Consider the following 25,454-nt stretch of genomic DNA (forward strand, 5'->3'; position numbering starts at 1 on the left):
ATCTGCAGCGCAATGCGCTGCGGGATTCATGCAGTCGTTACTTGGCTTGAACGCCCTTTTCAACTACTGCATCGCTAGCGACTACTGCCGTTACGGCCGCTACCGGGCTATTTGCCATCGTCAATTTGTATGGCTCGACCGGCGTCACGCACAGGGCGTCGGAAACGATGGTGCGGTTCAGGATTGCCTTGTACAGATCGCTAGGTACGGCGCTGTAGCGGCGGACCGGGTCGCGTTCGCTAGGCTGGGCCAGCGACAGGTAGTCGTCGCGGTTCAACGCGCCGCCACCGGCACGTGCCGATGCCACCCATTTGTCGAAGTCCGCATCATTCACGCCATGGAACTTGAAGCGCATGCCCGAGAAGCCGGCACCGCTGTAGTTGGCGGAGAAGCCCTTGTAGACGCCAGGCTTGTTGATGACGGCATTCAACTGCGTTTCCATGCCCGGCATGGCGTAGATCTGACCTGCCAGTGCGGGGATGAAGAACGAGTTCATGACGGACGACGCAGTGATCTTGAAGCGGATCGGACGATCGACGGGCGCGTACAGTTCATTCACGGAAGCGATGCCTTGCTCCGGATAGATGAACAGCCATTTCCAGTCCAGCGCCACGACTTCGACGATCATCGGCTTGTGGCTGGCAGGAATCGGACGGTTGGCGTCGATACGGCTCAGCGGACGATAAGGATCGAGGGTGTGGGTGCTGATCCAGGTCAGCAGGCCCAGCACGATGATGATCAGCAGGGGCGCGCCCCAGATGATCAGCTCGAGGCGAGTCGAGTGGTCCCAGTCCGGCTCGTATTTGGCCGCGGTGTTGTTTTTTCTATAGCGCCATGCGAAAAGCAGGGTCAGGGCGATTACCGGAACGATAATCAACAGCATCAGCAATGTCGAGATGACAATCAAATTGCCTTGCTGAACTGCGATGTCACCAGACGCATTCAGTACCACCGTATTGCAACCAGCCAACAATGCGAGAGGTAAAAGAAGCAGTCCGCGACGAACTTTTAATGAAAACATACAGGAAAGTCCAGTACAGGGGATGAAGATATGGTACTGTATTCTCACTGGAGCGCGTTGGCAATTGGACGTTTTGTCCTACCCCTTGCTCGGACTTTCACTGCGTAGACGCGGAGTTTTCCTACGGCTACCTGATGAATAGTCCTACTCCGGGCGTGAGACACCCGGAGTAAGTTACGCGTTGGCCGAACTCGAAACTATATTGGAGACGATCATCATGTCCAGCACGCGCACACACAGCGGGGATGTACCCGCCGACTTTTCCCCCCACTCCCTGCGCGACGCACGCGGGGCCGGCACGGTCGAATCGCATATCGACCCTGGTGAGATCGCCGTCGGCGTAATCATCGGCCGCGCTTCCGAATACTTTGACTTCTTTGTCTACGCCATCGCCTCGGTGCTGGTGTTTCCGCGCGTCTTCTTCCCATTTGAAGAACGCCTGGAAGGTACCTTATATGCGTTCCTGATTTTCTCGTTCGCCTTCATCGCCCGTCCCTTCGGCACCGTGATCTTCATGGAGATCCAGCGCCGCATGGGACGCAGCGCCAAGCTGACGATCGCCCTCTTCCTGCTGGGCGTGTCGACGGCCGGCATCGCCTTCCTGCCAACCTATTCGCACCTGGGCTTTGCCGCCATCATCTGGCTGTCCGTGCTGCGCATCGGCCAGGGCGTGGCGCTGGGCGGCTCGTGGGATGGCCTGCCATCGCTGCTGGCCCTGAACGCACCGGAAAACAAGCGCGGCTGGTACGCCATGCTGGGCCAGCTGGGTGCGCCCACCGGCTTCCTGATCGCCGCCGGCCTGTTCTGGTTCATGCTGACCACCCTGACGGATGAAGACTTCCTCGACTGGGGCTGGCGCTATCCGTTCTATGTGGCGTTCGCCATCAACGTGGTGGCCCTGTTTGCCCGCTTGCGCCTGGTGTCGACGAATGAATATGCGCGCCTGCTGGACGAACGCGAACTGCAGCCCGTGAGCGTGTTTGAAATGAGCCGCGGCCAGGGCCGCAACGTGCTGATCGGCGCCCTCGCCGCGCTGGCCAGCTACGCCCTGTTCCACCTGGTGACCGTGTTCCCGCTGTCGTGGATTTCCGTCTACCAGACGCGTTCCGCTTCTGACTTCCTGCAAGTGCAAATGATGGGCGCCGTGCTGGCTGCCATCGGCGTGGTGATTTCCGGCTTGCTGGCCGATAAGGTGGGCCGCCGCACTACCCTGGGCGTGCTGGCCGTGCTGATCGCCATCTTCAGCGCCTTCGTGCCGACCCTGATGGGTGGCGGCAACTTCGGCCAGGATGTCTTCATCCTTGTTGGCTTCAGCCTGCTGGGTTTGTCCTACGGCCAGGCAGCCGGCGCCGTGACGGCCAACTTCCCTGCCCGCTTCCGCTACACGGGCGCGGCATTGACGTCCGACCTGGCCTGGCTGGTCGGCGCCGGCTTCGCCCCGCTGGTGGCGCTGGGCCTGTCGGCCAACTTCGGCCTCGCCTATGTCAGCTTCTACCTGCTGTCAGGCGCCGTCGCCTCGCTGGCCGCCCTGAGCCTGAACCGGGCGCTGGAAATCCGCGACTGACATATATATAGAGGCAAACCGGGTGGCAGCGCGCTGCCACCCAGCCCTCCAAAAAAACGCCGGCTCCGTCCGGCGTTTTTTCATGCCCCGGCCCGTGTTACTGTATCGCCAGCTGCCGCCCGCCCGTACCTTCCTTCTTCGGCAAATCGAGCAGCAACACGCCATTTTCATAGCGGGCCTGCGCGCAGGCCTCGTCCACTTCATGCTGCAGCACGAAGCTACGGTATTGCTGGCCGTACTCGCGTTCACTGCGCACGACCTTGCCTCCGCCGTCGCGCGTCACCCTTTCATTCTTGAGTTCGGCGCTGATGGAGACGCGGTTGCCGTCGATGGAGACCTTGATGTCCTCCTTATTGACGCCTGGAATGTCCGCCTGCACCAGATAAGCTTGCTCGGTTTCGGCAATGTCGACACGCATGCGTCCATTGCCCACGTCGCGCGCGCGCAAGGCGGGCAACAAGAAGTCGCGCATCATGTCTTCCATGTCGCTGAACGGGTCAAAACGCCCCAAGGGATTGAGCGCATCGCGCTGTATCAAATGATTGGCCATGATGTCCTCCTGCATGGGCTCTGGCTTGCACACGGCGGCCGTCCGCAAGAACGCCACCACCTCCTGCATCTTAGGATGGCAACAGCCAATCTCGTTGATCTGTCTCAATCGTGGCCAACTTGATTTTTCCTTGACTTCCATTCGTGCGCTACCACGCTTTACACAGTCTTGTAAGTCGGAAATTGTCCCCAAGGCTGTTATGCTAGCGCACGCTATGCTTGACCACCAGAAAGCTTGCATTTCAATTAAAATTGATTTTTTCGCGACAGCCTTATACGGACATGATGAATACCAAGACCCCGATCGATTCCTTCAGCTTTCGCCGCATCCTCGCCCGCAATGTCACCTTGCCGCTGGTCATCGGGGTCATCACGGCCCTCGTGTTTGTCGGCCTCATCGCTTACCTGCTCTCGGCCCTGCGCTCGGTCGAGCATTCCGAACGGGTGATCGGCAATGCAAATGAAGTCATGAAGTTGTCGGTCGACCTGGAAACGGGCATGCGCGGCTACCTGCTGACGGGCGACGAAACGTTTTTGGCGCCATATAAATCGGGCAAGGCGAAGATCGCCGTCGAAATGACCACCCTGCTGGAACTGGTATCCGACAGTCCCATCCAGGTGGACCGCTTGCGCCGCATCCGCGCGCTGCAAGGCCAGTGGCTCGATTACGCCGAAGGCGTGATCGCCCAGCGCCGCAGCAACCAGGAATTCCTCGCGCGCGTGCGCCAGGGTGAAGGCAAGCTGGAATTTGACGAAATCCGCCGCGAATTCCTCACTTTCCTGTCCATGGAACAGCGGCTGCGCCAGGAAAGGGCCGATACGGCCGAAAGCCGCACCATGCTTGCCGTGGTCGTATTCCTCGTCCTCAGCCTGGGATTGTCGGGCCTGCTGGCCTATCTGGGACGGCGCGAACTGCTGCGCCTGTCCGATATCTACAACGATGCGCTCGAACAGCGCAGCAAGGACAACGACGTGCTGCAGGAGCAAGCCTGGCTGCGCACGGGGCAGACGGAACTGGCGGCGCATACGAGCGGCCAGCTGGGCCTGCCGCAGCTGGGACGCCACGTGCTGGACTTCCTGGCCCACCGCCTCGACGTGGCCGTCGCCACCCTGTACGTCGTCGACGAGGATGGCAGCCTGCGCCGCACGGCCGTGTACGGTTTCAACGACCAGGGCGTGAAGGACAAGCAAGTCTTCAAGCTGGGCGAAGGCCTGGTGGGCGAGACGGCGCGCGAAAAACGCCTCAAGCATATACGGCAAGTGCCCGACGATTACCTGACCGTAACGTCGAGCCTGGGCCGCGGCACGCCGCTGGAACTGGTCTTGACGCCAGTCAACAATGAAGGCGCCGTCAACGGCGTCATCGAACTGGGCTTTACGCATCCCGTCAGTGCCCGCGCCAAGGAATGGCTGAACCTGATTGCCGCCAATGTCGGTACCTCGCTGGAAGCGGCCCTGTACCGCCAGCGCCTGCAAAATGTGCTGGAAGAAACGCAGCAACTGAATGAAGAACTGGAAGTGCAGCAGGAAGAACTGCGCACTGCCAATGAAGAGCTGGGCGAGCAGTCGCGCGTGCTGGAACAGTCGCAAGCCCACCTGGAAGAGCAAAAGGCGGCTCTGGAGCAGTCGAACGAGCAGCTGGCCGTGCAGGCGCTGTCGCTGGACCAGAAAAACATGGCCATCGGCGAGGCGCATGCCCAGCTGGAAGCCCGCGCGGAAGAGCTGCAGCGGGCCAGCCGCTACAAGTCCGAATTCCTGGCGAACATGTCGCATGAGCTGCGCACGCCGCTGAACAGCTCGCTCATCCTGTCGAAACTGCTGTCGGACAATACCAGCGGCAACCTGACGCCGGAGCAAGTGACGTTTGCGCAAACCATTTATTCGGCCGGCAACGACTTACTCACCCTTATCAACGATATCCTCGACATTTCCAAGGTCGAGGCGGGCAAGCTGGAATTGACGCCAGAAACCGTTCCCTTCGACGAGTTGCTCAGCAGCATGAGGATGCTGTTTGGCGCCCAGGCGCAGCAAAAGAAACTGATTTTTGACGTCAAGGTGGCGCCGGACGCTCCGCCGTCATTCGTCAGCGACCGCCAGCGCCTCGAGCAAATCCTGAAAAACCTGCTGTCGAACGCCATCAAATTCACCGATGCGGGCACGGTATCGCTGCACGTGAGCACCGCTGCGGCCGGCCAGGTGCGCTTCCAGGTACAGGATACGGGCATCGGCATCGCCGGCGACCAGCAGCACAAGATTTTCGACGCCTTCCACCAGGCCGACGGCACCACCAGCCGCCGCTATGGCGGCACGGGCCTGGGCCTGTCGATTTCGCGCGACCTGGCGGCCTTGCTGGGCGGCAGCATCGAACTGGCCAGCACGCCAGGCCAGGGCAGCACGTTTACCCTCGTGCTGCCGGCCGCCATGCCGGAACACGCGGTGGTAGCGGCGGCCGTACCCACGGCCGCGCCGCAAGCACCCGCCGCGGCTGCCGCGCCCAAGGCGGCGCCCGCCGCCAAGCCCGTCCCGCTGCCCACCTTCCAGGATGACAGGAATAGCGTGCCGGCTGCCAAGACCGGCCAGCGTTCCGTGCTCGTGATCGAGGATGAGCCGTCGTTTGCCGGCATCCTGTTCGATCTCGCGCATGAAATGCAATACCGCTGCCTGGTGGCGCATGGCGCCGACGAAGGCTTGCGCCTGGCGGAAGAATTCCTGCCCGACGCCATCCTGCTCGACATGGGCTTGCCGGACCGTCCGGGCTTGCTGGTCTTGCAGCAGCTCAAGGAAAACCCGCTGACGCGCCACATTCCCGTGCACATCGTCTCCGGCAACGACCAGATCCAGGAAGCCATGCAGCTGGGCGCCATCGGCTACGCCACCAAGCCGCGCACGCGCGAGCAGTTGAAGGAAGTGTTCCGCAAGCTCGAATCGAAATTCACGCAAAAAATGAAGCGCATCCTGCTGGTCGAGGACGACGAACGCCAGCGTGAAAGCGTGGTGCACCTGATCAGCGACGACGACGTGGAAATCACGGCCGTGGCCCTGGGCGAGCAAGCGCTGGAATTGCTGAAAACGCAGATTTTCGACTGCATGATCATCGACTTGAAGCTGCCCGATATCCAGGGCAACGAATTGCTCGAACGCATGGAACATGAAGAGCTGTGCTCGTTCCCGCCCGTCATCGTCTACACGGGCCGCAACCTGAGCCGCGAAGAAGAAGCGGACCTGATGAAGTATTCGCGTTCCATCATCATCAAGGGCGCCCGCTCGCCCGAGCGCCTGCTCGACGAAGTCACCCTCTTCCTGCACAAGGTGGAGTCCGAACTGTCGAGCGAGCGCCAGGGCATGCTGCAGCAGGTGCGCAGCCGCGAACGCGTCTTTGAAGGGCGCAAGATTTTGCTGGTGGACGACGACGTGCGCAATATCTTCGCCCTGACGAATGCGCTGGAACAGAAAGGCGTGGTGGTGGAAATCGGCCGCAACGGCTTTGAAGCCATCAGCAAACTCAACAGTGTGGACGATATCGATCTCGTGTTGATGGATGTCATGATGCCGGGCATGGATGGCCTGGAAGCGACGCGCCTGATCCGCGCCGACGGCCGCTACAACAAGCTGCCCATCATTGCAATCACGGCCAAGGCCATGAAGAATGACCAGGAAGAATGCCTGCAGGCGGGCGCCTCCGATTACCTGGCCAAGCCGATCGACCTGGACCGTTTATATTCGCTGCTGCGCGTATGGATGCCGAAGATGGAACGCATCTGATGCAACGTCGCCTGCGCCACCGGCCTCTGCTGCGCCATCGATTGGAGCATCACTGATGTCGCTGCGTTACACGGATGCGCAACTGCAGGCGCTGATGGAAGCGATCTATCAGCGCTACAGCTATGATTTTCGCGACTACTCGCTGCCCTCGCAGCGGCGCCGCCTGAATCAGGCGCTCGAACGCTTCCATTGCGCCGACTTGCCTGCCTTGCAACAGCTGGTGCTCGGCGATGCGGCCGCCTTTGGCAAGCTGCTGCAGATTTTGACTGTACCGGTCACGCAAATGTTCCGCGACCCGGCGTTTTTTCTCGCCTTGCGCGAACAGGTGGTGCCCGTGCTGAAAACCTACCCGTCGCCGACGATCTGGGTGGCAGGCTGCTGCACGGGCGAAGAGGCGCTGTCGCTGGCCATCGTGCTGCATGAGGAAGGATTGCTTGAACGCAGCACGATTTACGCCACCGACATCAATCCTCAAGCGCTGGCCACGGCCGCGCGCGGCGTATATCCGCTGCACCGGCTCGATGAATATGGCGCCAACTACCTGGCCGCAGGCGGCCTGGGCCAGCTGGCCGACTATTACACGGTCGAGCATGTCACTGCGCGTTTCCAGCAGCACCTGCTCGACAGGATCAACTTTGCCGACCACAGCCTGTCCACGGACAGTGTTTTTATTGAAACGCAATTGATTTGCTGCCGTAACGTGCTGATTTACTTCAACAAAACCTTGCAGGAACGGGCCCTGGGCCTGTTCCACGACTCGCTGTGCCACCGGGGTTTCCTGGGCCTGGGCAGCAAGGAAAGCACGCATTTCACCCGCTTTGCCGCCGACTTCGAGCCATTGCCGGGTCCCGAAAAGCTCTACCGCAAGCGTGCGCCGTCGCACGCTGCTTCCCACTACGCTGGACGGCAAAGCCATGCCAGGAATGAAACATGATGAATGAAACAAGCACCAAACTGCTGATCGTCGACGATTTGCCGGAAAACTTGCGCGCGCTCAATGCGCTGATCCGCGAGAGCGACCGCAGCGTCTACCAGGCATCCTCGGGCGAAGAAGCGCTGGCCCTGCTGCTGGAGCACGATTTCGCGCTGGCCATCCTCGACGTGCAAATGCCGGAAATGGATGGCTTTGAGCTGGCGCAATTGATGCGCGGCACGGAAAAGACGCGCCACATTCCCATCGTCTTCGTCACGGCGGCCGGCAAGGAAATGAATTTTGCCTTCCAGGGCTATGAAAGCGGTGCCGTCGATTTCCTGCACAAGCCGCTCGACATCAATGCCGTGCAAAGCAAGGTCAATGTGTTCGTTGCCCTGCACCAGCAGCGCAGCGAAACGCGGCGCCAGGTGCAGGCCCTCGAGCACAGCCGCCAGCAGCAGGAAGCGCTGCTGAAGGAATTGCGCGCCACCCAGGCGGAACTGCAGCGCTCGCTGCGCCTGCGCGACGAATTCATGTCCATGGTGGCGCACGAACTGCGCACGCCCCTGAACACGCTGTTCCTCGAGACGCAGATGCGCACCGTCAACCTGGAACGGGGCAACCTGGCCGCCTTCGAACCGGAAAAGCTGGGCAAGATGGTGGCGCGCGACGGGCGGCAAATCCGCAGCATGGTGCGCCTGATCGACGACATGCTCGACGTCTCGCGCATCACCAGCGGCAAGCTGTCGATCCGCCGCGAAGCCGTCGACCTGACCAGCCTCGTGCGCCGGGTGGCGGACGACTTGGCGCCGTATGCGGTCACGACGGGCAGCGTGCTGGAAGTGCTGGCCTTCGAACCCATCCAGGGTTTCTGGGATGCCTTCCGCGTAGAGCAAATTGTTGTCAACCTGATCAGTAATGCCGTGCGCTACGGCCAGGGCCAGCCTGTGGAAATCAGCCTGGCGCACACGCAGAACAGCGCCGTCATCGAAGTGCGCGACCATGGCATCGGCATCAACGCGCGCGACCAGGAACGCATTTTCGATGCCTTCGAACGCGTCATCCACCAGGACCGCACTGGCGGCCTGGGCCTGGGCCTGTTCATCACCAAACAGCTGGTCGATGCGCACGGCGGCGCCATCACCCTGCAAAGCCAGCCCGGCAATGGCGCCCTGTTCAGCGTCACCCTGCCGCTGGCCGGAAGCTGAGGCCCGCATGACCACCTCCCCTGCCACCAGCAGCCAGGCCGGCGCCAGCGGCGTCGCCTTTTTGCTGCAACTGGAGCGCCGGCTGCGCCTGCTGCAAGACACGGGCGAGATCCTTTCCCTGTCGGCGCAGCTGCTGGGGCAGCGCCTGGGCGCCCAGCAAGTGGCCTGTTTCGATATCGACCAGGCACTGCAGTGCCCCACCCTCCAGCATGCGTGGAGCGATGGCCTGGCGCCGGGCGCCGCCGGCGAGTATTTCCTCGGCGATTACGCGGCAGGCCTGGCCGAGGCGCTCGGCGCGGGCCAGGCGCTGGCCGTGAGCGATGTGGCAAGCGACCCGCGCACGGCCATGCCGGCCGCACTGGCCACGTTTGCGCGCCTGGGCATCCGTGCCTTCCTGAACATTCCCATTGCCAAGGATGGCCAGCTGGCTGCCCTGTTCGTCGTGCACAGCCGCACGGCGCGCCTGTGGCATGCGGACGAAATCGAACTGGCCGTGCAAGTGTCGGAACGGGTCTGGTCGACCATTTTGCGGGCCCAGGCGGAAGCGCGGCTGCGCACCCTCAGTGCCAGCATGGAAACGCAAGTGGCCGAACGCACGCGCGAGTTCGGCCGCACCTGGAACGTCAGCCCCGATTTGCTGGGCGTGCTCAACCTTGACGGCTATTTCGAACATTCGAACCCCGCCTGGCAAGCCACCCTGGGCTGGTCGGCAGAGGAAATCCGCACGACGAAGTTCCTGGAACTGATCCATCCCGAAGACTTGCCGCGCACGCATGCGGCCTGGGAGGCGGCCAACCAGGGCCAGCCTGCCTTGCGCTTCGAAAACCGCTACCGCCACAAGCTGGGCGGCTGGCACTGGCTGTCGTGGGTGGCCGTGCCCGAAGGCGACAAGGTGTATTGCAGCGCGCGCGACATCACGGTGGAAAAGAAGCTGGAAGCGGACTTGGCCGCGCGCAACAGCGAGCGCGAACGGCTATGGCGCAGCGCGCAAGACCTGATGGTGGCCATCGATGCCGAAGGCTGCTTTGCCGCCGTCAACCCGGCCGCCGGCGCCATCCTGGGCTGGCTGCCCGAGGAAATGCTGGGCCGCAGCATCTTCGATTTCGTGCTGCCCGAGGACGCCGCCGCCACGCGCCAGGCCTTGCTGCAGGTCGGCAAGGAATCCATGCCCAGCTTTGAAAACCGCTACCGGCACCGCGATGGCGGCCACCGCTGGCTGTCGTGGGTGGCGGCGCCCGAAGGCGACCTGGTGTTTGCCACCGGGCGCCATGTCACACTGGAAAAAGAGGCGCAAAACACCTTGCACAGCATGCAGGAATCGTTGCGCCACAGCGAAATGGCCCTGCTGCAATCGCAAAAACTCGAAGCGCTGGGCAAGCTGACGGGCGGCGTGGCCCATGATTTCAATAACGTCCTGCAAATTATCTCCGGCAATCTGCAACTGCTGCAGCTGGGCCTGGACGACGACCCGCTGGCCGCCAAGCGCATCGCCAGCGCCTCTGCCGCTGTGGAACGGGGTGCCAAGCTGTCGGCCCAGTTGCTGGCCTTTGCGCGGCGCCAGCCATTGAAACCGCTGGTGACGGACCTGGCGCAACTGCTGCGCGCAACGGAAGAGCTGCTGCGGCGCGCCACCGGTGAAACGATCGAAACGCGTTTGCTGCTGGCCGACAATTGCTGGCGCGCCCTGGTCGACCCGCACCAGCTGGAAAACGTTATCCTCAACCTGGCCATCAATGCGCGCGACGCCATGGATGGCCAGGGCCAGCTGACCATCGAACTGAGCAACTGCGTGCTGGGCAACGACTACGCGGCCCGCCATGCGGACGTGACGCCCGGCGACTACGTGCAGCTGGCCGTCTCGGATACGGGCACGGGCATTCCCGCGGAGTTGCTGGACAAGATCTTCGAACCGTTCTTTACCACCAAGCGCGAAGGCGAAGGCACGGGCCTGGGCCTGTCCATGGCCTACGGTTTTCTGCGCCAGAGCGGCGGCCACCTGACGGTGGACAGTTTACCGGGCCATGGCAGCACCTTCCGCATCTATCTGCCGCGTTCGCTTGAAGCGGAAACGGAACTGCCGCTGCAACTGGGCGGCCCCGTGCTGGGCGGCAAGGAAACCATCCTTGTCGTGGAAGACGACGTGCAGGTGCAGACGACGGTGGTGGACATGCTGCGCGGCCTCGGCTATGTCGTGCTGCGCGCCAGCGATGGCGAAAGCGCGCTGGCCATCATCGGCAGCGGCGTCCCCATCGACTTGCTGTTTACGGACGTGGTGATGCCGGGCAAGGTGGCCAGCACGGCGCTGGCACGCCAGGCCCGCGTGCTGCTGCCGCAGCTGGCCGTGTTGTTTACCTCGGGCTACACGCAGGACGCCATGATGCAGGGAGGCCGGCTGGAACCGGGCGTCGAATTGTTGAGTAAACCCTACCGGCGCGAAGACCTGGCGCGGCGCATCCGTCACTTGCTGGCCAATGGCCGCCACGTGACGGCGCTGCACCAGTACCGCGCGCAGCTGGCGCCGCAGTCTCCCACGCCCGCGCAATCGGAGGCGCGACATATCCTATTGGTGGAAGACAATGCGGACGCGCGCGCCATGACGGGCGAGCTGCTGGACATGCTGGGACACACGGTGCTGGCCGTGGGCACGGCCGAGGAAGCCTTGCCCCTGCTGGGCACGCCGGGACTGGAGCTGTTGCTGACCGATATCAGCCTGCCGCAGATGTCGGGCGTCGAGCTGGCCGAGGTCGCGGCGCGCGACCATCCGCAGCTGGAAGTGGTGTTTTCCACCGGCCATGCGCCAGCCAATTCCGGCGTGCTGGACCCGCAGGCCCGCTTCCTGGTGAAACCATTTACCATGGAACAATTGCAGCAAGCCTTGCTGTCGCCGGACTAACCGTCTAGTAAACGTCGAGCCGACGCGCCTTCAGTGCGCCGGCCAGCTCTTCCAGGCCAAACGGCTTGCGCAGGAAGCGCGCGCTGGCGTCCTGCATCAGGCTGGCGCCCCAATCATGCCCGGAAGCAAATACCACTTCCAGCTGCGGCCAGTGCGCGCGCGCATGGCGCGCCAGTTCCAGGCCGGACATGGTGGGCAGGCTGATGTCCGTCACCAGCACGTCCAGGCCCGGCAAGGCCAGCAGGGGCAAGGCTTCCTCCGCGCTGGACACGCCGTGCACGGTGTGGCCCAGCATATTGAGCATTTCCGTCGTCATTTCGCGTGCATCGTCATTATCTTCCACCAGCAGGATGCGCCGCCCGGACGGGTCGGGCGCACCCACCAGGCGGCGGTCGGCCAGCAAATGGCGGATGCGCCGCGCCAGGTCTTCGCGCTGGTAGGGCTTGCTCAAGAGCTCCACGCCCGGGTCCAGCCGCCCGCCCTGCATGATGGCATTGTGCGTGTAACCCGAGGTAAACAGGATGGCCAGCTCCGGCAGCAGCAATTTGGCCTGCTGCGCCAGCTCCTTGCTGCTGACGGGGCCCGGCATGACCACGTCCGTAAACAGCAGGTCGATGGCCACGCCCGTGCCCAGCAGAGCCAGCGCCGAGGCGCCATCGTCCGCATGCAGCACGTCGTAGCCGAGGCCGCGCAGCATGTCGACCACGGTATGCTGCACAGGAGCATCGTCTTCCACCACGAGGATGGTCTCGCTGCCGCCCAGCACGGGACCCGTCAGGCCAGGTGGCGGCTCGGCCAGCGTTTCCAGCGAACGGGGCAGATAAATCTTGAACGTCGTGCCGGCGCCCGGCGCGCTGTGCACCTTGATGTGGCCCGCGCTCTGGCGGATGAAACCGTAGGCCATGGACAGGCCCAGGCCCGTGCCCTCGCCTTCGCGCTTGGTGGTGAAGAACGGCTCGAATATCTGGTCGATCACGTCGCGCGCCATGCCATGGCCCGTGTCGGTAATGGTCAGCAGCACGTATTGCCCCTCCAGCACGTCCGCATGCCGGCTGGCGTAGGCGGCATCGAGCGTGACATTGCTCAAGGTAAAAGTCAGGCGCCCGCCCTTCTGCATCGCGTCGCGCGCGTTGATGGCCATGTTCAGCAGCACGTTTTCCATCTGGTTCGGGTCGACCAGGGTATGCCACAAGCCTTCGCTGATGAAGGTTTCCTCGGTAATCGCTTCGCCCAGGGCGCGCCGGATCAGCTCATGCATGCGGCGCAGCAAACGCCCCAGGTCCGTCACCAGCGGCCGCAAAGGTTGACGCCGCGCAAAGGCCAGCAGTTGCGACGACAGCTTGGCGCCCCGCTCGACGGCCGATGCGGCCGATGCGAGACGCCTGGCCGCCTGCGGATTGTCGGCCACCGTCAGTTTCAGCAACTGCAGATTGCCCGAGATAATTTGCAGCACGTTGTTGAAATCGTGGGCCACGCCGCCCGTCAGCTTGCCGATCGATTCCAGCTTTTGCGCCTGCAATAAGGCTTGCTCGCTGCGCACCAGCGCCAGCCGCGCTTCCTTTTCATCGGTGACGTCGCGGCCGATGGCGTGGATCAGCTTTTGCGCCGGCACGGCCGTCCAGGAAATCCAGCGGTAGCCGCCATCGCGGCGCCGGTAGCGGTTTTCCATGCGCAAGGTGGGCGCGCCGTGGGCCAGGCGCGACAAGTCCTTCAAGGCGGCCATGCGGTCGTCGGGATGCACGAGGCTGATGAAATCCATGCCCAGCGACTCGATTTCCGGCCGGTCCAGTATCTGGCTCCAGGCGGGATTGACGGCGATGATCATGCCGGCCAGGTCCGCCACCAGCATGATGTCGGTCGACAGCCGCCACATGCGGTCGCGGTCGGCAGTGCGGTTGGCCATTTCCACTTCCAGCGAGGAATTCAGGTAAGCCATCTTTTCCAGCACGTTCTTCTGTTCCTGCACGTCCGTATTCGTGCCTACCCAGCGCAGCACCGTGCCCGCCTCGTCGAACAGCGGCAAGGCGCGCGCCAGGAACCAGCGGTAGGCGCCGTCGCTGGCGCGGCGCATGCGGAACTCGTGTTCATAGGCGCTGGCGGTAGCGACGGCCCGGTCCCAGCTCTGCTGGGTGGACAGCATGTCGTCCGGATGCACGCAGTGGCGAAAACCGCTGGTGACCAGCGACTTCAGCGATTGCCCCGTGTAGTCGCAGACCTGCTCGTTGACCCAGTAGGTGGCGCCGCTGCCATGCGCCAGCCAGGCCTGGTTCGGCATGGTGGAGGCGAGCGAACGGAACTGCGCTTCGCTGTCGAGCAAGGCATTGCGCGCCTGCCAGTGCTCGTCGATATCCTCGCACGAGCCATACCATTTCACGGGCTGGCCGCGCTCGTCCTGCCGGCAATACGCGCGCGAATGCATCCAGCGGTACTGGCCGTCCTGCCGGCGCACGCGCATTTCCTGGTCGAAAGGTTGGCCACTGCCCACCGCTTCGCTCCAGGCCGCCAGGGAATGGGGCACGTCCTCGGGGTGGATGGCGTCCAGCCAGCTGGTGCCCAGGCCGCTGCCGCCCGTCCATTCGCGCCAGCGCTGCGCCACATAATCGAGCTTGCCGTCGACGTCGGCCGTCCACAGCACTTGCGTGTTCAGTTCGATGGCGTAATGGAAGTGTTCGCGGCTGTCGTGCAGCGATTGTTCCAGCTGGCCCCGTTCGATGACATGCGCGGCCACGCGCGCGGCCAGCGCCAGCAATTCGATCTCGGGTTGCGTGGGATGGCATGGCGCCTGGAAAAACAGGCCCAGCACGCCCAGGATGTGCCCCTTGGCGCCAAACACGGGGGCGACCCAGCAGGCGCGGTAGCCGTGCAGCATGGCTTCCTTGCGTCCGGCGCTCCAGTTCACGTCGCGCGTGATGTCGCCGCAATACACGGGTGCGCCGGAAAAGGCGGCCGTGCCGAACGGGGATGGCTGGTCGCCGCCATGGCGCAAGGCCAGGCACAGGTCTTGTGGCAGACTGGGCGCGGACAAGCCGCAAAAGCGGTCGGCTTCGTCGATGAGCACCAGGCAGGCATGCGCGCCGCCGTCGGCCAGGTCTTGCAGCGCCTGCAACAAATGCTCCAATGCATGGGCCAGGTTGGCGCCTGCCGCGATGCTGCCCAGCGCAGTATGCTCGGCGTCCAGCAAGGAAAGAATGTTGTTTGCGTGCACCGTGTCGATAAGGGGAAAACTGATGCCCGAAATATACCATGGGGCACCCCTCTTGCAGGAGGAAAACAGCGCACCACTTGATCTCTGCGCCCACGCGGCCCTATGCTAAAGTGTTGCTCTCTTCTCAAGCGAATCCCAGCATGCCTACCTCCTTGCCGTCCTCCCTGATCGCCACCGCCCTGCTCGCCTCCGCCCACGGCGCCGTCGCCGCCCCCATGAGCCTGGACGACTACCTGGCCCTGAACGGCCCCCCGCCTACGGCGCAGATCGCGTATGGCCCCGCGCCATCGCAGTACGCGCAGCTATTCCGGCCCGAAGGCAGCGGACCGTTCCCCGTCGTCGTGCTCGTGCATGGCGGTTGCTGGACAGTGGCCTTCGGCGGCATCCAGCAGATGCGCAACGTGGCCGGCGCCCTCGTCGCGCAAGGCATCGCCGTATGGAATGTGGAATACCGGCGCGTGGACGAGACGGGCGGCGGCTATCCGGGCACTTACGAAGACATGCACGCGGCGCTCGACAGCCTGCAGCAGCACGCGCCCCGGTACCAGCTGGACGTGAACCGCATCGTCGCCATGGGCCACTCGGCCGGCGGCCAGCTGGTGCAGTGGATCGCAGGACGGGAAAAACTGCCGAAGACCAGCCCCCTGTACCGTGACAAGTTCCTGCCAGTGAAAAACATCGTCAGCCTGGGCGGCCTGGCCGACCTGCGCCATGAAAAGGACTTGATCAAGACCAGCTGCGAGCGCGACATCGCGCAACTGGCAGGCAGCGCCAGCACCGAGCGCCCCGACATCTACAGCGACACCAACGCGGCCGACCTGATGCCCAACGGCAGCCGCACCGTACTGATCACAGGCGAGCTAGACACCATCTCCCCGCCCCGCGTCGCGCACGACTATGCGGCCAAGGCCCGGCTGGCCGGCGACCATGCGGAGGTGCTGATCTTGCCAGGGGCCAGCCATTATGACGAGATTGCGGCGACGTCGAATGCCTGGGGGATGATTTTGCCGGTGGTTCGGGCGATGTTGGAGATGGACGCGCAATGATGACAGTGCTGCCTGAAGCAGGCGACATGACAAAGGTAGTGCCTCTTGCTAAGCCGTTCTGTTTTCAGCATCGAGAAGAATCCTCCAACCGCGGCGTTGTCCCAGAAGGTTCCGCGTCTAGTGATGACTTGGCAATCGTCTATCGAAGCAGTATTGGAGAATGCGTTGATTGGCACATACGAAATAACAGACTTGCACTCGGTAGGCATACCCGGAGTTGAAGTTGCCGGGAGGGAGTTTCACCTGCGCGACCTGCATGAGATGATTGGTATTGAAAGGAACATGACCAGTTTTATGTTTCGGCACAACAGCAAAGCTGAAACTGACTACGGACACATGGTCACCGGGGTTCTGTTCAACAAAGTTGACATGAACGAGCAAACAGACGACCTGGCGAATAGTAACTCAGACTCAGCTTATAACGATCTAGCGGTTCTACGCATAGACTGCAGAGATCCTGCGCTAACTGTTCAACAAAGAAAGACTTTAAAGTACAAGGGCGTCGGCATCAAGGACCTCCTTAAGATCTCTTACGCAGCCTTTAACCGCCACCCGCTCCGTCACCCAACAGGCAAGAAGATTGTACCGAACATTGTTTTAGTTAAAGCTGACTTTTCAAAGATAGACGCACAGAAGCTACTATTAAATTATTTGATCATGAAACATAACGGCGGAACTACATTGATCGATTATGAAAAAGAAGACCTAGTCGGAACAATGCTGGGGATGCGAAACAATATAATCGATAGTCGCATCCTTGAAACTTTTGGCTTTACTGTGAAGTCTGCAAGCGAGAACGTCAACGTTCAACTTGCATCGTTAAACGCGAAAGCTGCACGAAATGCTCTCACCAAGGAAGAGTTAGAAGCCAAAGCCAGCTATGAATTCGTTAAGCGAGTTGCGGCACTTGGCGCTGTATGCGCTGAGTTTGAGAGAGCGAAATTAGGAGACCAGCCATTAACGTTAGACAGTGATGCTGCGAAAAAGATACTTAATAACGCCATCGGGTTTAACCCGTCCGTTATACTGCACGGGAAAAAGCAAGTCTTCTGGGATTTGCAATCCTACCTGCACATCGTAATGCGACACATAGATGCCTATCAGGTTGGTAATTTCAAGGGGAAGACCGTCCTTCCTTATGAACTGGCGGACCTTAAGGGCCTGATCGAGAAAGTCTTAGATAGTATTCGCGAGGAGCTTGCTCTTCACTTCGCGACGAACTCGGGAGAGTTTGTCAGATCAGGGCGCATGGCAGTACTTTTCAATGGCGATTACTTCATCTTAAGGATCGATCCTAATGGTCGCCTTAGCCAGTTCTACAGTCCTTAGCACTTAGCAGCAAGGCAGATGAAATCGCACACAGTTTTCGAACATTAATTTCCATGCTCGACTAAGAGTAAATTGATCGGGCTCGCACAGGTAACCCGAAGCCAGGCGAGTTGGATCAATTCAATGTCCGGCTTAAGGTGTAAGCAGACCTTCCTCACCGCAAACTGCCGACAACAGCAAGACCACGCCCGTGCCTCGAGCAAAGGCTCCCCGGGCCAGCGGGCCTGAAAAATGGCCAGGGCAAGGCGCGCGGGCGAAGACAGTACGCATGTACGGCGAGCCCAAGCAACGCAGCCATGGACATTTTCTCAGGCCCGCGACTCAGGCCCGCTGTTCTTAAATATTACTGAACACGCGCCAGGTACTGTGCCAGTTGGGCGAAGGTCGCCTTGAACCCCTCCTTCATCGACTCAAACCCCTGCTTGAAAGTCTCATGCTGCTCATCCGTCGCCTTGTGCGGCGTGGACCGCAAGGTCATCGTCGTCTTGCCATTCTCTTCGGTAAGCGTCATGGTATTGAACGATTCCAAAGGCCAGGTGGCGCTGACCGGGTGCTGCACGGCATTGCCCTGCTTGTCGGCAAACGACAGGATCGACACGATGCGTTCAGGCGCTTCAATGGACTGGTAAGTGAACTTGCCCCACATCTCATAGCCATTGTCGGCGCGCATGCCGTAGTGGAAGACTCCGCCCGGTTTGAGATCCAGTGCCAGCACGCTCAATTCGAAGCCGACGGGACCCCACCATTGGGCCAGGCGCTCCGGCTCCACCCACGATTGAAACACCAGTTCGCGCGGCGCGTCGAAAGTTTGCGTGATGACAAAGTCGCTGCTGTCGCGGTGCTGTCCTTCCTGCTTCTGTTCTGCGGTGGTCATGGCGGTCTCCTCATGGTGATGGTCTGGCACTAATGTACCAGCGGCGCCGATAAACGGGAAGGCCTGTACGCCTGTCAAGCGCGCATGCTAGAATATTAGTTAGATACCTAACCATTAGACGACTCACCTTATGACTTCTATCGAAGAGCGCTTTTCCGCCGCCCTCCACAAGACGGCGCGCGGCTGGCGCCATGCCATCGACCGGCGCCTGAAAGACCTGGACCTGGGGCAAGCGAGCTGGATGTGTATCGCCATGATCGCCAAGTCGCCGCAGCCGCCGTCGCAAAGCGAGCTGGCCCATCAATTGGGCGTGGAAAACCCCACCATGGTGTCGATGCTGGACCGGCTCGTGAAATCGGGCTTCGTGCAGCGCCAGCCATCGGAAACGGACCGCCGCGTGAAACTCGTCGTGCTGACCGAGGCGGGCCTGCAGGTGTATGACACCGTGCGCAAGGAAGCGGATGGCTTCCGCAAGGAACTGCTGCAGGGAATTGATCCCGATCAACTGCGGGCCGCCACCGAACTGCTGGAAGCGTTACAGGCGGCCACGGAGAAATCCGCATGAGTTCGGCCACAGCCGGCGCCACACCGGCGCTGCCCGCTTCACAGGACCCCACCCTGAACCGGCGCATGATCACGATTTCGATCATGCTCGCCACCATCATCCAGGCGCTTGACGGCACCATCGCCAACGTCGCCCTGCCCCACATGCAAGGCAGCCTGTCCGCCTCGCAAGACCAGATCACCTGGGTACTCACCTCCTTCATCGTTGCCGCCGCCATTGCCACGCCCCTGACGGGCTGGCTGTGCGACCGTTTCGGCCAGAAGAACACCTTTCTCGTTTCCGTGGCCGGCTTCACGCTCGCCTCCGTGCTGTGCGGCTTGTCCGCCACCCTGTCCGAGATCGTCGCGGCCCGTTTGCTGCAAGGCGTATTCGGCGCGGCGCTGGTGCCGCTGTCGCAGGCGGTGCTGCTCGACATCAATCCGCGCGAAAAGCACGGCTCGGCCATGGCCATCTGGGGCATGGGCGTGATGATCGGCCCCATCCTGGGACCGACCTTGGGCGGCTGGCTGACGGACAGCTACAGCTGGCGCTGGGTCTTCTTCATCAATATCCCCATCGGCGCCATGGCCTTCTATGGCATCTGGCGCTACATCCGCAAGGACCCGCCGAACCGCCGCATGAACTTTGACATGTTCGGCTTTGCCACCCTGAGCCTGTCCATTGGCGCCTTGCAGATGCTGCTGGACCGGGGCGAGCAGAACGACTGGTTTTCTTCCACGGAAACGTGGATCGAAGCCATCGTGCTGGCCATGAGCTTGTGCTACTTCATTGCGCACACGGCTTTGCGCCCGGCCGGCAAGTCCTTCCTCGACTACCGCCTGTTGAAGAACTCGAACTATGTGAGCGGCTTGCTGTTCATCTTCATCGTCGGCATGGTGCTGTTCGCTACCCGCGCGCTGACGCCGTCGATGCTGCAAGGCTTGATGAACTACCCGGCGGCGATTGCCGGCCTCGTCACTGCCCCCAGCGGGCTGGGCACGATGCTGGCCATGTTGATCGTCGGCAAGCTGACGGGCCGGATCGACACGCGCATTCTGCTGGGCGTGGGCTTTTCGATCACCGCGTTCTCGCTGTGGCAGATGGCCAATTTCACCCTGGACCTGGTGCCGAAGACCGTCGTGTGGAACGGCATCATCCAGGGCATCGGCCTGGGCCTCGTCTTCGTGCCCCTGAGTGCGGCCACGTTTGCCACCCTGTCGCCGCAGATGCGGGCGGAAGGCACGGCGATTTACAGCCTGGTGCGCAATATCGGCAGCAGCATCGGCATCGCGCTCGTGCAGACCTTGTTGGTGCGCAATACGCAGATCGCCCATGCGTCCCTGACGGAACACATCAATATCGCCAACCCGGCCCTGCATGACCCCGCCATTGCCAGCGTCTACAACCTGGGTACGGCTTCCGGCATGGCCGCGCTGAATGGCGAAATCACGCGGCAGGCGTCGATGATCGCCTACCTCGACGACTTCTGGCTGATGATGTGGCTGACCATCCTCGTGTTGCCGCTCTTGCTCCTGATCAAACCACCGAAGAAGAACGCGCCCGTCGTGGTCGACCACGCGGCCATGGAATAACCCTCATGCATACACCTATGAAACTCTCCCTGCGCATATTGGCGCTCAGTTTGGCCCTGGCCGGCTGCGCCAGCATCCCGCCCGACACGCAGCAGTTGCCGCAGCAAGACCTGGCCACGATACAGCTGGCGGCCGACATCCACCTGGCCAGCGAAGGCTGGCCCGCCGCGCAATGGTGGCGCCAGTTCCAGGACGAGCAGCTGGACCAGCTGATTGAAAGCGCCCTGTCCAGCAGCCCGAACCTGGACGTGGCGAATACCCGCATCGGCTCGGCCCTGTCCGCGTTTGACGCGCAGCATGCGCAGCGCGGCCCCAGGATCGACCTGGGCGCAAATGCCAGCCGCCAGCGCTATTCCGCCAACGGCCTGATGCCAGCCCCCATCGGCGGCAATTACTACAATGAGGTGACCGTGGGCATGCAAGCCCATTACGACCTCGACTGGTGGGGCAAGCACAAGGCGCAGATCGCGGCCAGCCTGGGCGAAGTCAACGCCCGCCGTGCCGAATACGCGATGGCGGAACAGATGCTGGCAGCCGAGATCGCCCGCCACTACTTCAGCATGCAAAATGGCTGGGCCCGCATGGATAACCTGCATGCGCTGGTCAAATTGCAGCAGCAACTGGTGCTGGACAAGGAAAAGCGCATCGCCAACGGCCTCGGTGTCAGCGACGACCATTTGTCGGCGCAAACGCGTTTGAGCTTGCTGCAACAGCAGATCGCGCTGCTGGAGACGCAGGTCGTCACCGAACGGGAAGCCTTGCGCGCGCTGTTGGGAACATCCTTGGGTGCGGATGCCTCGGCCCTGGCCAGCCTGCAGCCGAAAGAAGCACAGGCGCTGCCGCACGCCCTGCCCGGCAAGCTGGACATGGAATTGCTGGCGCGCCGGCCCGACTTGCAGGCGGCGCGCTGGCGGGTGCAGGCAGCCATGAGCAATATCGAAGCGGCGCAGGCGTCGTTCTACCCCGATATCGACCTGAGCGCCTCGTTTGGCCTGGATGCGATAACACTGGGCAAGCTGCTGCAGTCCGGCAGCCGCACCCTGTTCATCGGCCCGGCACTGTCCCTGCCGCTGTTCGACAGCGGCCGCCTGCAGGCGCAGCTCGCTGGCGCGCGCAGCCAGCGCAATGAACTGATCGCCGACTACAACCAGAGCGTCTTCAATGTCGTGCGCGACGTGGCGCAGGCGGGCGCCAGGGTGCAAGGCGTGGAAAACCAGCTGCGCCTGCAGCAGGAAAACCTGCGCGCCAGCGAAGCGCAGTTGCGCAATGCGAATGCGCGACTCAAGCAAGGTCTGGCCGACCGCGCCACCCAGCTGAATGCGGAAATGACCGTGCGCGGCCAGGTCGACCTGGGCATGCAGCTGCAAAACCAGCGCCAGAACGCGGAAATCAACCTGACCGTGGCCCTGGGCGGCGGCTACCGGGGCGGCAGCGACTTTTCCGCCAACGCCACGGCCAAACAATAACCATCGATTACGGAATACATCATGAGCAGCGATACCACAGCCACCACCACCCAAACGGAACAGCCCGGCAAGCGCAAGGCCGTCCTCATCGCCATCACGGCCGCCTTCCTCGTGGCTGGCGCGGCCTGGGGTGCGTATTACCAGCTGGTGCTGGCCAAGGAAGAAGTGACGGACAACGCCTATGTGGGCGGCAACCTCGTCACCCTGTCCGCGCAAGTGACGGGCAATGTCGATGCCATCCGCGCCGACGAGACGCAAATGGTCAAGGCGGGCGCGCCCCTGATCACCCTGAACGCCATCGATGCGGAGCTGGCCCTGAGCCAGGCCGAGGCACGGCTGGGCAACGTCGTGCGCCAGGAGCGCGAGCGCTATGCCAATGTGGCGCAATACGACGCCGTCATCGGGCAGCGCCGCCTGGCGCTGGCCACGGCACAGGGTAACCTGGCGCGCCGCGCGCCGCTGGCGGCGGACCAGACGATTTCCGGCGAAGACCTGGCCCATGCGAAACAGGCCGTCGACGACGCGAAAGCGGCCTTGACAGTGGCCCAGCGCCAGGCCGAATCCGCCAAATCGGGCGTGGCCGACGTGAACCTGGCCAGCCATCCGGCCGTCCTGTCCGCCCGGAGCGACGTGCTGCAGGCGTGGCTGGCCGTGCGCCGCAATGCCGTGGTCGCGCCCGTCTCGGGCTATGTCGCCAAGCGCAGCGTACAGCTGGGCACGCACGTGACGCCGGGCACGCCCCTGATGTCCATCGTGCCACTGGACCAGTTATGGGTCGATGCCAACTTCAAGGAATCCGAACTGCGCAATATCCGCGTGGGCCAGGCGGCCACCATCGAAACGGACTTATATGGCAGCAAGGTGGTCTACCACGGCAAGGTGCTGGGCATGTCGGCCGGCACGGGCAGCGCATTTTCCCTGTTGCCGGCGCAAAACGCCACGGGCAACTGGATCAAGGTGGTACAGCGCGTGCCCGTGCGCGTCACGCTCGACGCCAGGGAACTGGCCGCCCACCCGTTGCGCATCGGCCTGTCGACCACGGTGACGGTCGATACCAGCCATGGCGAGGGCGCGACCTTGGACCAGCCTATGGTGGCGTCCACCGTCTACACGACCAAGGCGCTGGAACAGCCGGTGGACGAGGCGGAGAAGATGGCCGATGCGATCATTGCGCAGAATCTTCTGAATTGATGCGTAGGTCGGGTTAGCGCGACGTGCGCAAGCCGACACCACCAACGGCCTTGGCCAACAATGTTGTCGGATTACGTGGGGCTTTGCCCCGCTAATCCGGCCTACTTGGCTTTTCCCGCCGCCGCCACCTGGTCGAGTATATGCTTGGGCACGGCCGCATAGTGCTTGAATTCCATCGTGTAGGTGGCGCGGCCCTGGGTCAGCGAACGCAAGGTTGTCGAGTAACCGAACATTTCGGCCAGCGGCACCAGGGCCTTGACGATGCGCCCCGCGCCGCCGGGGATGTCGTCGACGCCCTGCACCATGCCGCGGCGGGCCGTCAAATCGCCCATGACGTTGCCCATGAATTCTTCCGGCGTTTCCGCCTCCACCTGCATCATCGGTTCCAGCAGCACGGGCGACGCTTTGCGCATGCCATCCTTGAAGGCGATGGAGCCGGCCATGCGAAACGCGTTTTCGTTCGAATCGACGTCGTGGTAGGAGCCGAACGTCAACGTGGCCTTCACGTCGACGACCGGGTAGCCTGCCAGCACGCCCGACTTGAGGGTTTCGGCGATGCCCTTGTCGACGGCCGGGATGAACTCGCGCGGCACCACGCCGCCCTTGATGGCGTCGACGAACTGGTAGCCGGTGCCTGGCGGCAAGGGTTCCAGTTTGAGCACCACGTGGCCGTACTGGCCCCGTCCGCCCGATTGCTTGACGAACTTGCCTTCCACGTCTTCCACCGCGCGCGTGATGGTTTCCCGGTACGCCACCTGCGGCTTGCCGACATTGGCTTCCACGCCGAATTCGCGGCGCATGCGGTCGACCAGGATTTCCAGGTGCAACTCGCCCATGCCCGACATGATGGTCTGGCCCGATTCCTCGTCCGTATGGACCCTGAACGACGGATCTTCCTGCGCCAGGCGGTTCAGGGCGATGCCCATCTTTTCCTGGTCCGGCTTGGTCTTCGGTTCGACAGCCTGGGAAATCACCGGTTCCGGGAAGATCATCTTTTCCAGCACGATGATGTGATCGATGGCGCACAGGGTGTCGCCCGTGGTGACGGCTTTCAGGCCCACGGCGGCGGCGATGTCGCCCGCATACACTTCCTTGATTTCCTTGCGCTCGTTCGCGTGCATCTGCAGGATGCGCCCCAGCCGTTCGCGCGCGCTCTTGGTGGGGTTGTAGACCATGTCGCCCGAATTCACCACGCCCGAATACACGCGGAAGAAGGTCAGCTGCCCCACGAACGGGTCCGTCATGATCTTGAAGGCCAGGGCAGAAAAATGCTCGTCGTCAGTCGGATGGCGTTCCACCTCGTTGTCGTGCTCGTCATGGCCCATGATGGGCGGCACTTCCATCGGTGACGGCAGGTATTCGATGACGGCATCGAGCATCGCCTGCACGCCCTTGTTCTTGAAGGCGCTGCCGCACAGCATGGGCACGATCTCGTTGCGGATGGTCCGCGCGCGCAAGGCTTGCTTGAGCTCGGCTTCCGTAAACGTGTCGCCATTCAGGTAGCGTTCCGTCATCTCCAGCGTGGCTTCGGCCGCGTTCTCGACCATATGGTCATGCCACTCCTGCGCCTGCGCCTGTAGTTCCGCGGGAATCTCGCCATAGCTGAACTGCACGCCCTGGCTGGCGTCGTCCCAGGTGATGGCGCGCATTTTCAGCAGGTCGATCACGCCCGTGAAATGGTCTTCGGCGCCGATGGGCAGCTGGATGGGCACGGCCACGCCCTTCAGGCGCTCGGCGATCTGCTTGCGCACGCGCAAAAAGTCGGCACCCACCCGGTCCATCTTGTTGATGAAGGCGATGCGCGGCACATGGTATTTATTCGCTTGCCGCCAGACGGTTTCCGATTGCGGCTGCACGCCGCCGACAGCATCGTAGACCATCACGGCGCCGTCGAGCACGCGCATCGAGCGCTCGACTTCAATCGTGAAATCCACGTGGCCCGGCGTATCGATGATATTGATCCGGTGTTCGGGGAAATTGCCTGCCATGCCTTTCCAGAAGGCCGTGGTGGCGGCCGAGGTGATGGTGATGCCCCGTTCCTGTTCCTGTTCCATCCAGTCCATGGTGGCGGCACCGTTGTGCACTTCGCCGATCTTGTGATTGACCCCCGTATAAAACAGGATGCGCTCGGTGGTGGTGGTCTTGCCGGCGTCGATATGGGCGCTGATGCCGATGTTGCGGTAGCGCTCGATAGGTGTTTTGCGGGTCATCACAATCTCCATGGCTAGCCCCGGCATCACTGGGTTTGCGCCGGTTTTCCAGTGTAGCAGACATCGATTTGGGCGGCACGGCAGCGT

General features: G+C 62.3%; 16 protein-coding genes. 11 read left to right on the forward strand and 5 right to left on the reverse strand.

Annotation, left to right across the window (positions count from 1 at the left end; translation table 11 throughout):
* Positions 1–37: 37 nt before the first annotated feature.
* Positions 38–1,021, reverse strand: coding sequence for a ubiquinol oxidase subunit II (cyoA, locus tag JAB1_RS09715; RefSeq protein WP_071653323.1), 984 nt, complete (start codon positions 1,019–1,021; stop codon positions 38–40).
* A gap of 217 nt (positions 1,022–1,238) precedes the next feature.
* Here cyoA and JAB1_RS09720 point away from each other — a divergent pair, with 217 nt between their 5' ends.
* Complete coding sequence (locus tag JAB1_RS09720; RefSeq protein WP_070279896.1) at positions 1,239–2,585, forward strand: MFS transporter; 1,347 nt, start codon at positions 1,239–1,241, stop codon at positions 2,583–2,585.
* A gap of 97 nt (positions 2,586–2,682) precedes the next feature.
* Here JAB1_RS09720 and JAB1_RS09725 read toward each other — a convergent pair whose 3' ends face one another.
* Positions 2,683–3,135, reverse strand: coding sequence for an Hsp20/alpha crystallin family protein (locus JAB1_RS09725; protein ID WP_070279897.1), 453 nt, complete (start codon positions 3,133–3,135; stop codon positions 2,683–2,685).
* 284 nt (positions 3,136–3,419) lie between these two features.
* Between JAB1_RS09725 and JAB1_RS09730 the strand changes: the two genes are divergently transcribed.
* Genes JAB1_RS09730 through JAB1_RS09745 form a run of 4 tightly spaced genes read left to right on the forward strand, consistent with a single transcriptional unit; the run spans position 3,420 to position 11,910 of the window.
* Positions 3,420–6,896: a response regulator gene (locus JAB1_RS09730; RefSeq protein WP_070279898.1), complete on the forward strand. Its 3,477-nt coding sequence runs from the start codon at positions 3,420–3,422 to the stop codon at positions 6,894–6,896.
* A 55-nt stretch (positions 6,897–6,951) separates the two neighbouring features.
* The gene (locus JAB1_RS09735) at positions 6,952–7,830 is read left to right on the forward strand and encodes a CheR family methyltransferase (protein ID WP_083299652.1); all 879 of its coding nucleotides are present in this window, start codon (positions 6,952–6,954) and stop codon (positions 7,828–7,830) included.
* A complete protein-coding gene (locus JAB1_RS09740) occupies positions 7,827–9,017 on the forward strand; it encodes a hybrid sensor histidine kinase/response regulator (RefSeq protein WP_070279640.1) in 1,191 nt (396 codons plus the stop codon). The genes JAB1_RS09735 and JAB1_RS09740 overlap by 4 nt, the downstream gene beginning before the upstream one ends.
* Positions 9,018–9,024: 7 nt before the next feature.
* Positions 9,025–11,910 (forward strand): PAS domain S-box protein, encoded by a 2,886-nt coding sequence (locus JAB1_RS09745; RefSeq protein ID WP_070279642.1) that lies wholly within the window; start codon positions 9,025–9,027, stop codon positions 11,908–11,910.
* A 4-nt stretch (positions 11,911–11,914) separates the two neighbouring features.
* Here the strand turns inward: JAB1_RS09745 and JAB1_RS09750 are convergent, their stop codons facing one another.
* Complete coding sequence (locus tag JAB1_RS09750; RefSeq protein ID WP_254672023.1) at positions 11,915–15,115, reverse strand: PAS domain-containing protein; 3,201 nt, start codon at positions 15,113–15,115, stop codon at positions 11,915–11,917.
* A 140-nt stretch (positions 15,116–15,255) separates the two neighbouring features.
* On the opposite strand from JAB1_RS09750, the gene JAB1_RS09755 reads away from it, so the two are divergent.
* Both JAB1_RS09755 and JAB1_RS09760 read left to right on the forward strand, forming a co-directional pair.
* On the forward strand, positions 15,256–16,161 hold the full coding sequence (locus tag JAB1_RS09755; RefSeq protein WP_070279645.1) for an alpha/beta hydrolase: 906 nt from the start codon (positions 15,256–15,258) through the stop codon (positions 16,159–16,161).
* 45 nt (positions 16,162–16,206) lie between these two features.
* Complete coding sequence (locus JAB1_RS09760) at positions 16,207–17,490, forward strand: hypothetical protein (protein WP_070279646.1); 1,284 nt, start codon at positions 16,207–16,209, stop codon at positions 17,488–17,490.
* Positions 17,491–17,833: 343 nt separating this feature from the next.
* On the opposite strand, the gene JAB1_RS09765 is transcribed toward JAB1_RS09760, so the two are convergent.
* The gene (locus tag JAB1_RS09765) at positions 17,834–18,364 is read right to left on the reverse strand and encodes an SRPBCC domain-containing protein (protein WP_070279647.1); all 531 of its coding nucleotides are present in this window, start codon (positions 18,362–18,364) and stop codon (positions 17,834–17,836) included.
* 130 nt (positions 18,365–18,494) lie between these two features.
* On the opposite strand from JAB1_RS09765, the gene JAB1_RS09770 reads away from it, so the two are divergent.
* From JAB1_RS09770 to JAB1_RS09785, 4 genes are read left to right on the forward strand one after another with little or no spacing between them, the layout of a single operon-like run.
* On the forward strand, positions 18,495–18,929 hold the full coding sequence (locus JAB1_RS09770) for a MarR family transcriptional regulator (protein ID WP_070279648.1): 435 nt from the start codon (positions 18,495–18,497) through the stop codon (positions 18,927–18,929).
* Entirely contained in the window at positions 18,926–20,500 is a 1,575-nt protein-coding gene (locus JAB1_RS09775) for a DHA2 family efflux MFS transporter permease subunit (protein ID WP_070279649.1), read from the forward strand. The genes JAB1_RS09770 and JAB1_RS09775 overlap by 4 nt, the downstream gene beginning before the upstream one ends.
* Positions 20,501–20,517: 17 nt before the next feature.
* Positions 20,518–21,966 (forward strand): efflux transporter outer membrane subunit, encoded by a 1,449-nt coding sequence (locus JAB1_RS09780; protein ID WP_139144506.1) that lies wholly within the window; start codon positions 20,518–20,520, stop codon positions 21,964–21,966.
* Positions 21,967–21,987: 21 nt separating this feature from the next.
* A complete protein-coding gene (locus tag JAB1_RS09785) occupies positions 21,988–23,157 on the forward strand; it encodes an HlyD family efflux transporter periplasmic adaptor subunit (protein ID WP_070279653.1) in 1,170 nt (389 codons plus the stop codon).
* Between the two features lie 101 nt (positions 23,158–23,258).
* Here the strand turns inward: JAB1_RS09785 and fusA are convergent, their stop codons facing one another.
* Positions 23,259–25,367 carry an elongation factor G gene (fusA, locus tag JAB1_RS09790; protein WP_034784639.1) on the reverse strand — a complete coding sequence of 703 codons (2,109 nt, stop codon included), beginning with the start codon at positions 25,365–25,367 and terminating at the stop codon, positions 23,259–23,261.
* Positions 25,368–25,454 lie beyond the last annotated feature (87 nt).

This window comes from Janthinobacterium sp. MP5059B, from assembly GCF_001758645.1.
GTDB lineage: Bacteria > Pseudomonadota > Gammaproteobacteria > Burkholderiales > Burkholderiaceae_D > Janthinobacterium > Janthinobacterium lividum.

Bases quoted from the DNA above. Each gene is read 5' to 3' on its own strand.
- JAB1_RS09725 (WP_070279897.1), bottom strand. From the start codon at position 3,135: ATGGCCAATCATTTGATACAGCGCGATGCGCTCAATCCCTTGGGGCGT.
- JAB1_RS09730 (WP_070279898.1), top strand. From the start codon at position 3,420: ATGAATACCAAGACCCCGATCGATTCCTTCAGCTTTCGCCGCATCCTC.
- JAB1_RS09720 (WP_070279896.1), top strand. From the start codon at position 1,239: ATGTCCAGCACGCGCACACACAGCGGGGATGTACCCGCCGACTTTTCC.
- JAB1_RS09745 (WP_070279642.1), top strand. From the start codon at position 9,025: ATGACCACCTCCCCTGCCACCAGCAGCCAGGCCGGCGCCAGCGGCGTC.
- JAB1_RS09735 (WP_083299652.1), top strand. From the start codon at position 6,952: ATGTCGCTGCGTTACACGGATGCGCAACTGCAGGCGCTGATGGAAGCG.
- cyoA (WP_071653323.1), bottom strand. From the start codon at position 1,021: ATGTTTTCATTAAAAGTTCGTCGCGGACTGCTTCTTTTACCTCTCGCA.
- JAB1_RS09740 (WP_070279640.1), top strand. From the start codon at position 7,827: ATGATGAATGAAACAAGCACCAAACTGCTGATCGTCGACGATTTGCCG.
- JAB1_RS09785 (WP_070279653.1), top strand. From the start codon at position 21,988: ATGAGCAGCGATACCACAGCCACCACCACCCAAACGGAACAGCCCGGC.
- JAB1_RS09755 (WP_070279645.1), top strand. From the start codon at position 15,256: ATGCCTACCTCCTTGCCGTCCTCCCTGATCGCCACCGCCCTGCTCGCC.
- JAB1_RS09765 (WP_070279647.1), bottom strand. From the start codon at position 18,364: ATGACCACCGCAGAACAGAAGCAGGAAGGACAGCACCGCGACAGCAGC.
- fusA (WP_034784639.1), bottom strand. From the start codon at position 25,367: ATGACCCGCAAAACACCTATCGAGCGCTACCGCAACATCGGCATCAGC.
- JAB1_RS09775 (WP_070279649.1), top strand. From the start codon at position 18,926: ATGAGTTCGGCCACAGCCGGCGCCACACCGGCGCTGCCCGCTTCACAG.
- JAB1_RS09770 (WP_070279648.1), top strand. From the start codon at position 18,495: ATGACTTCTATCGAAGAGCGCTTTTCCGCCGCCCTCCACAAGACGGCG.
- JAB1_RS09780 (WP_139144506.1), top strand. From the start codon at position 20,518: ATGAAACTCTCCCTGCGCATATTGGCGCTCAGTTTGGCCCTGGCCGGC.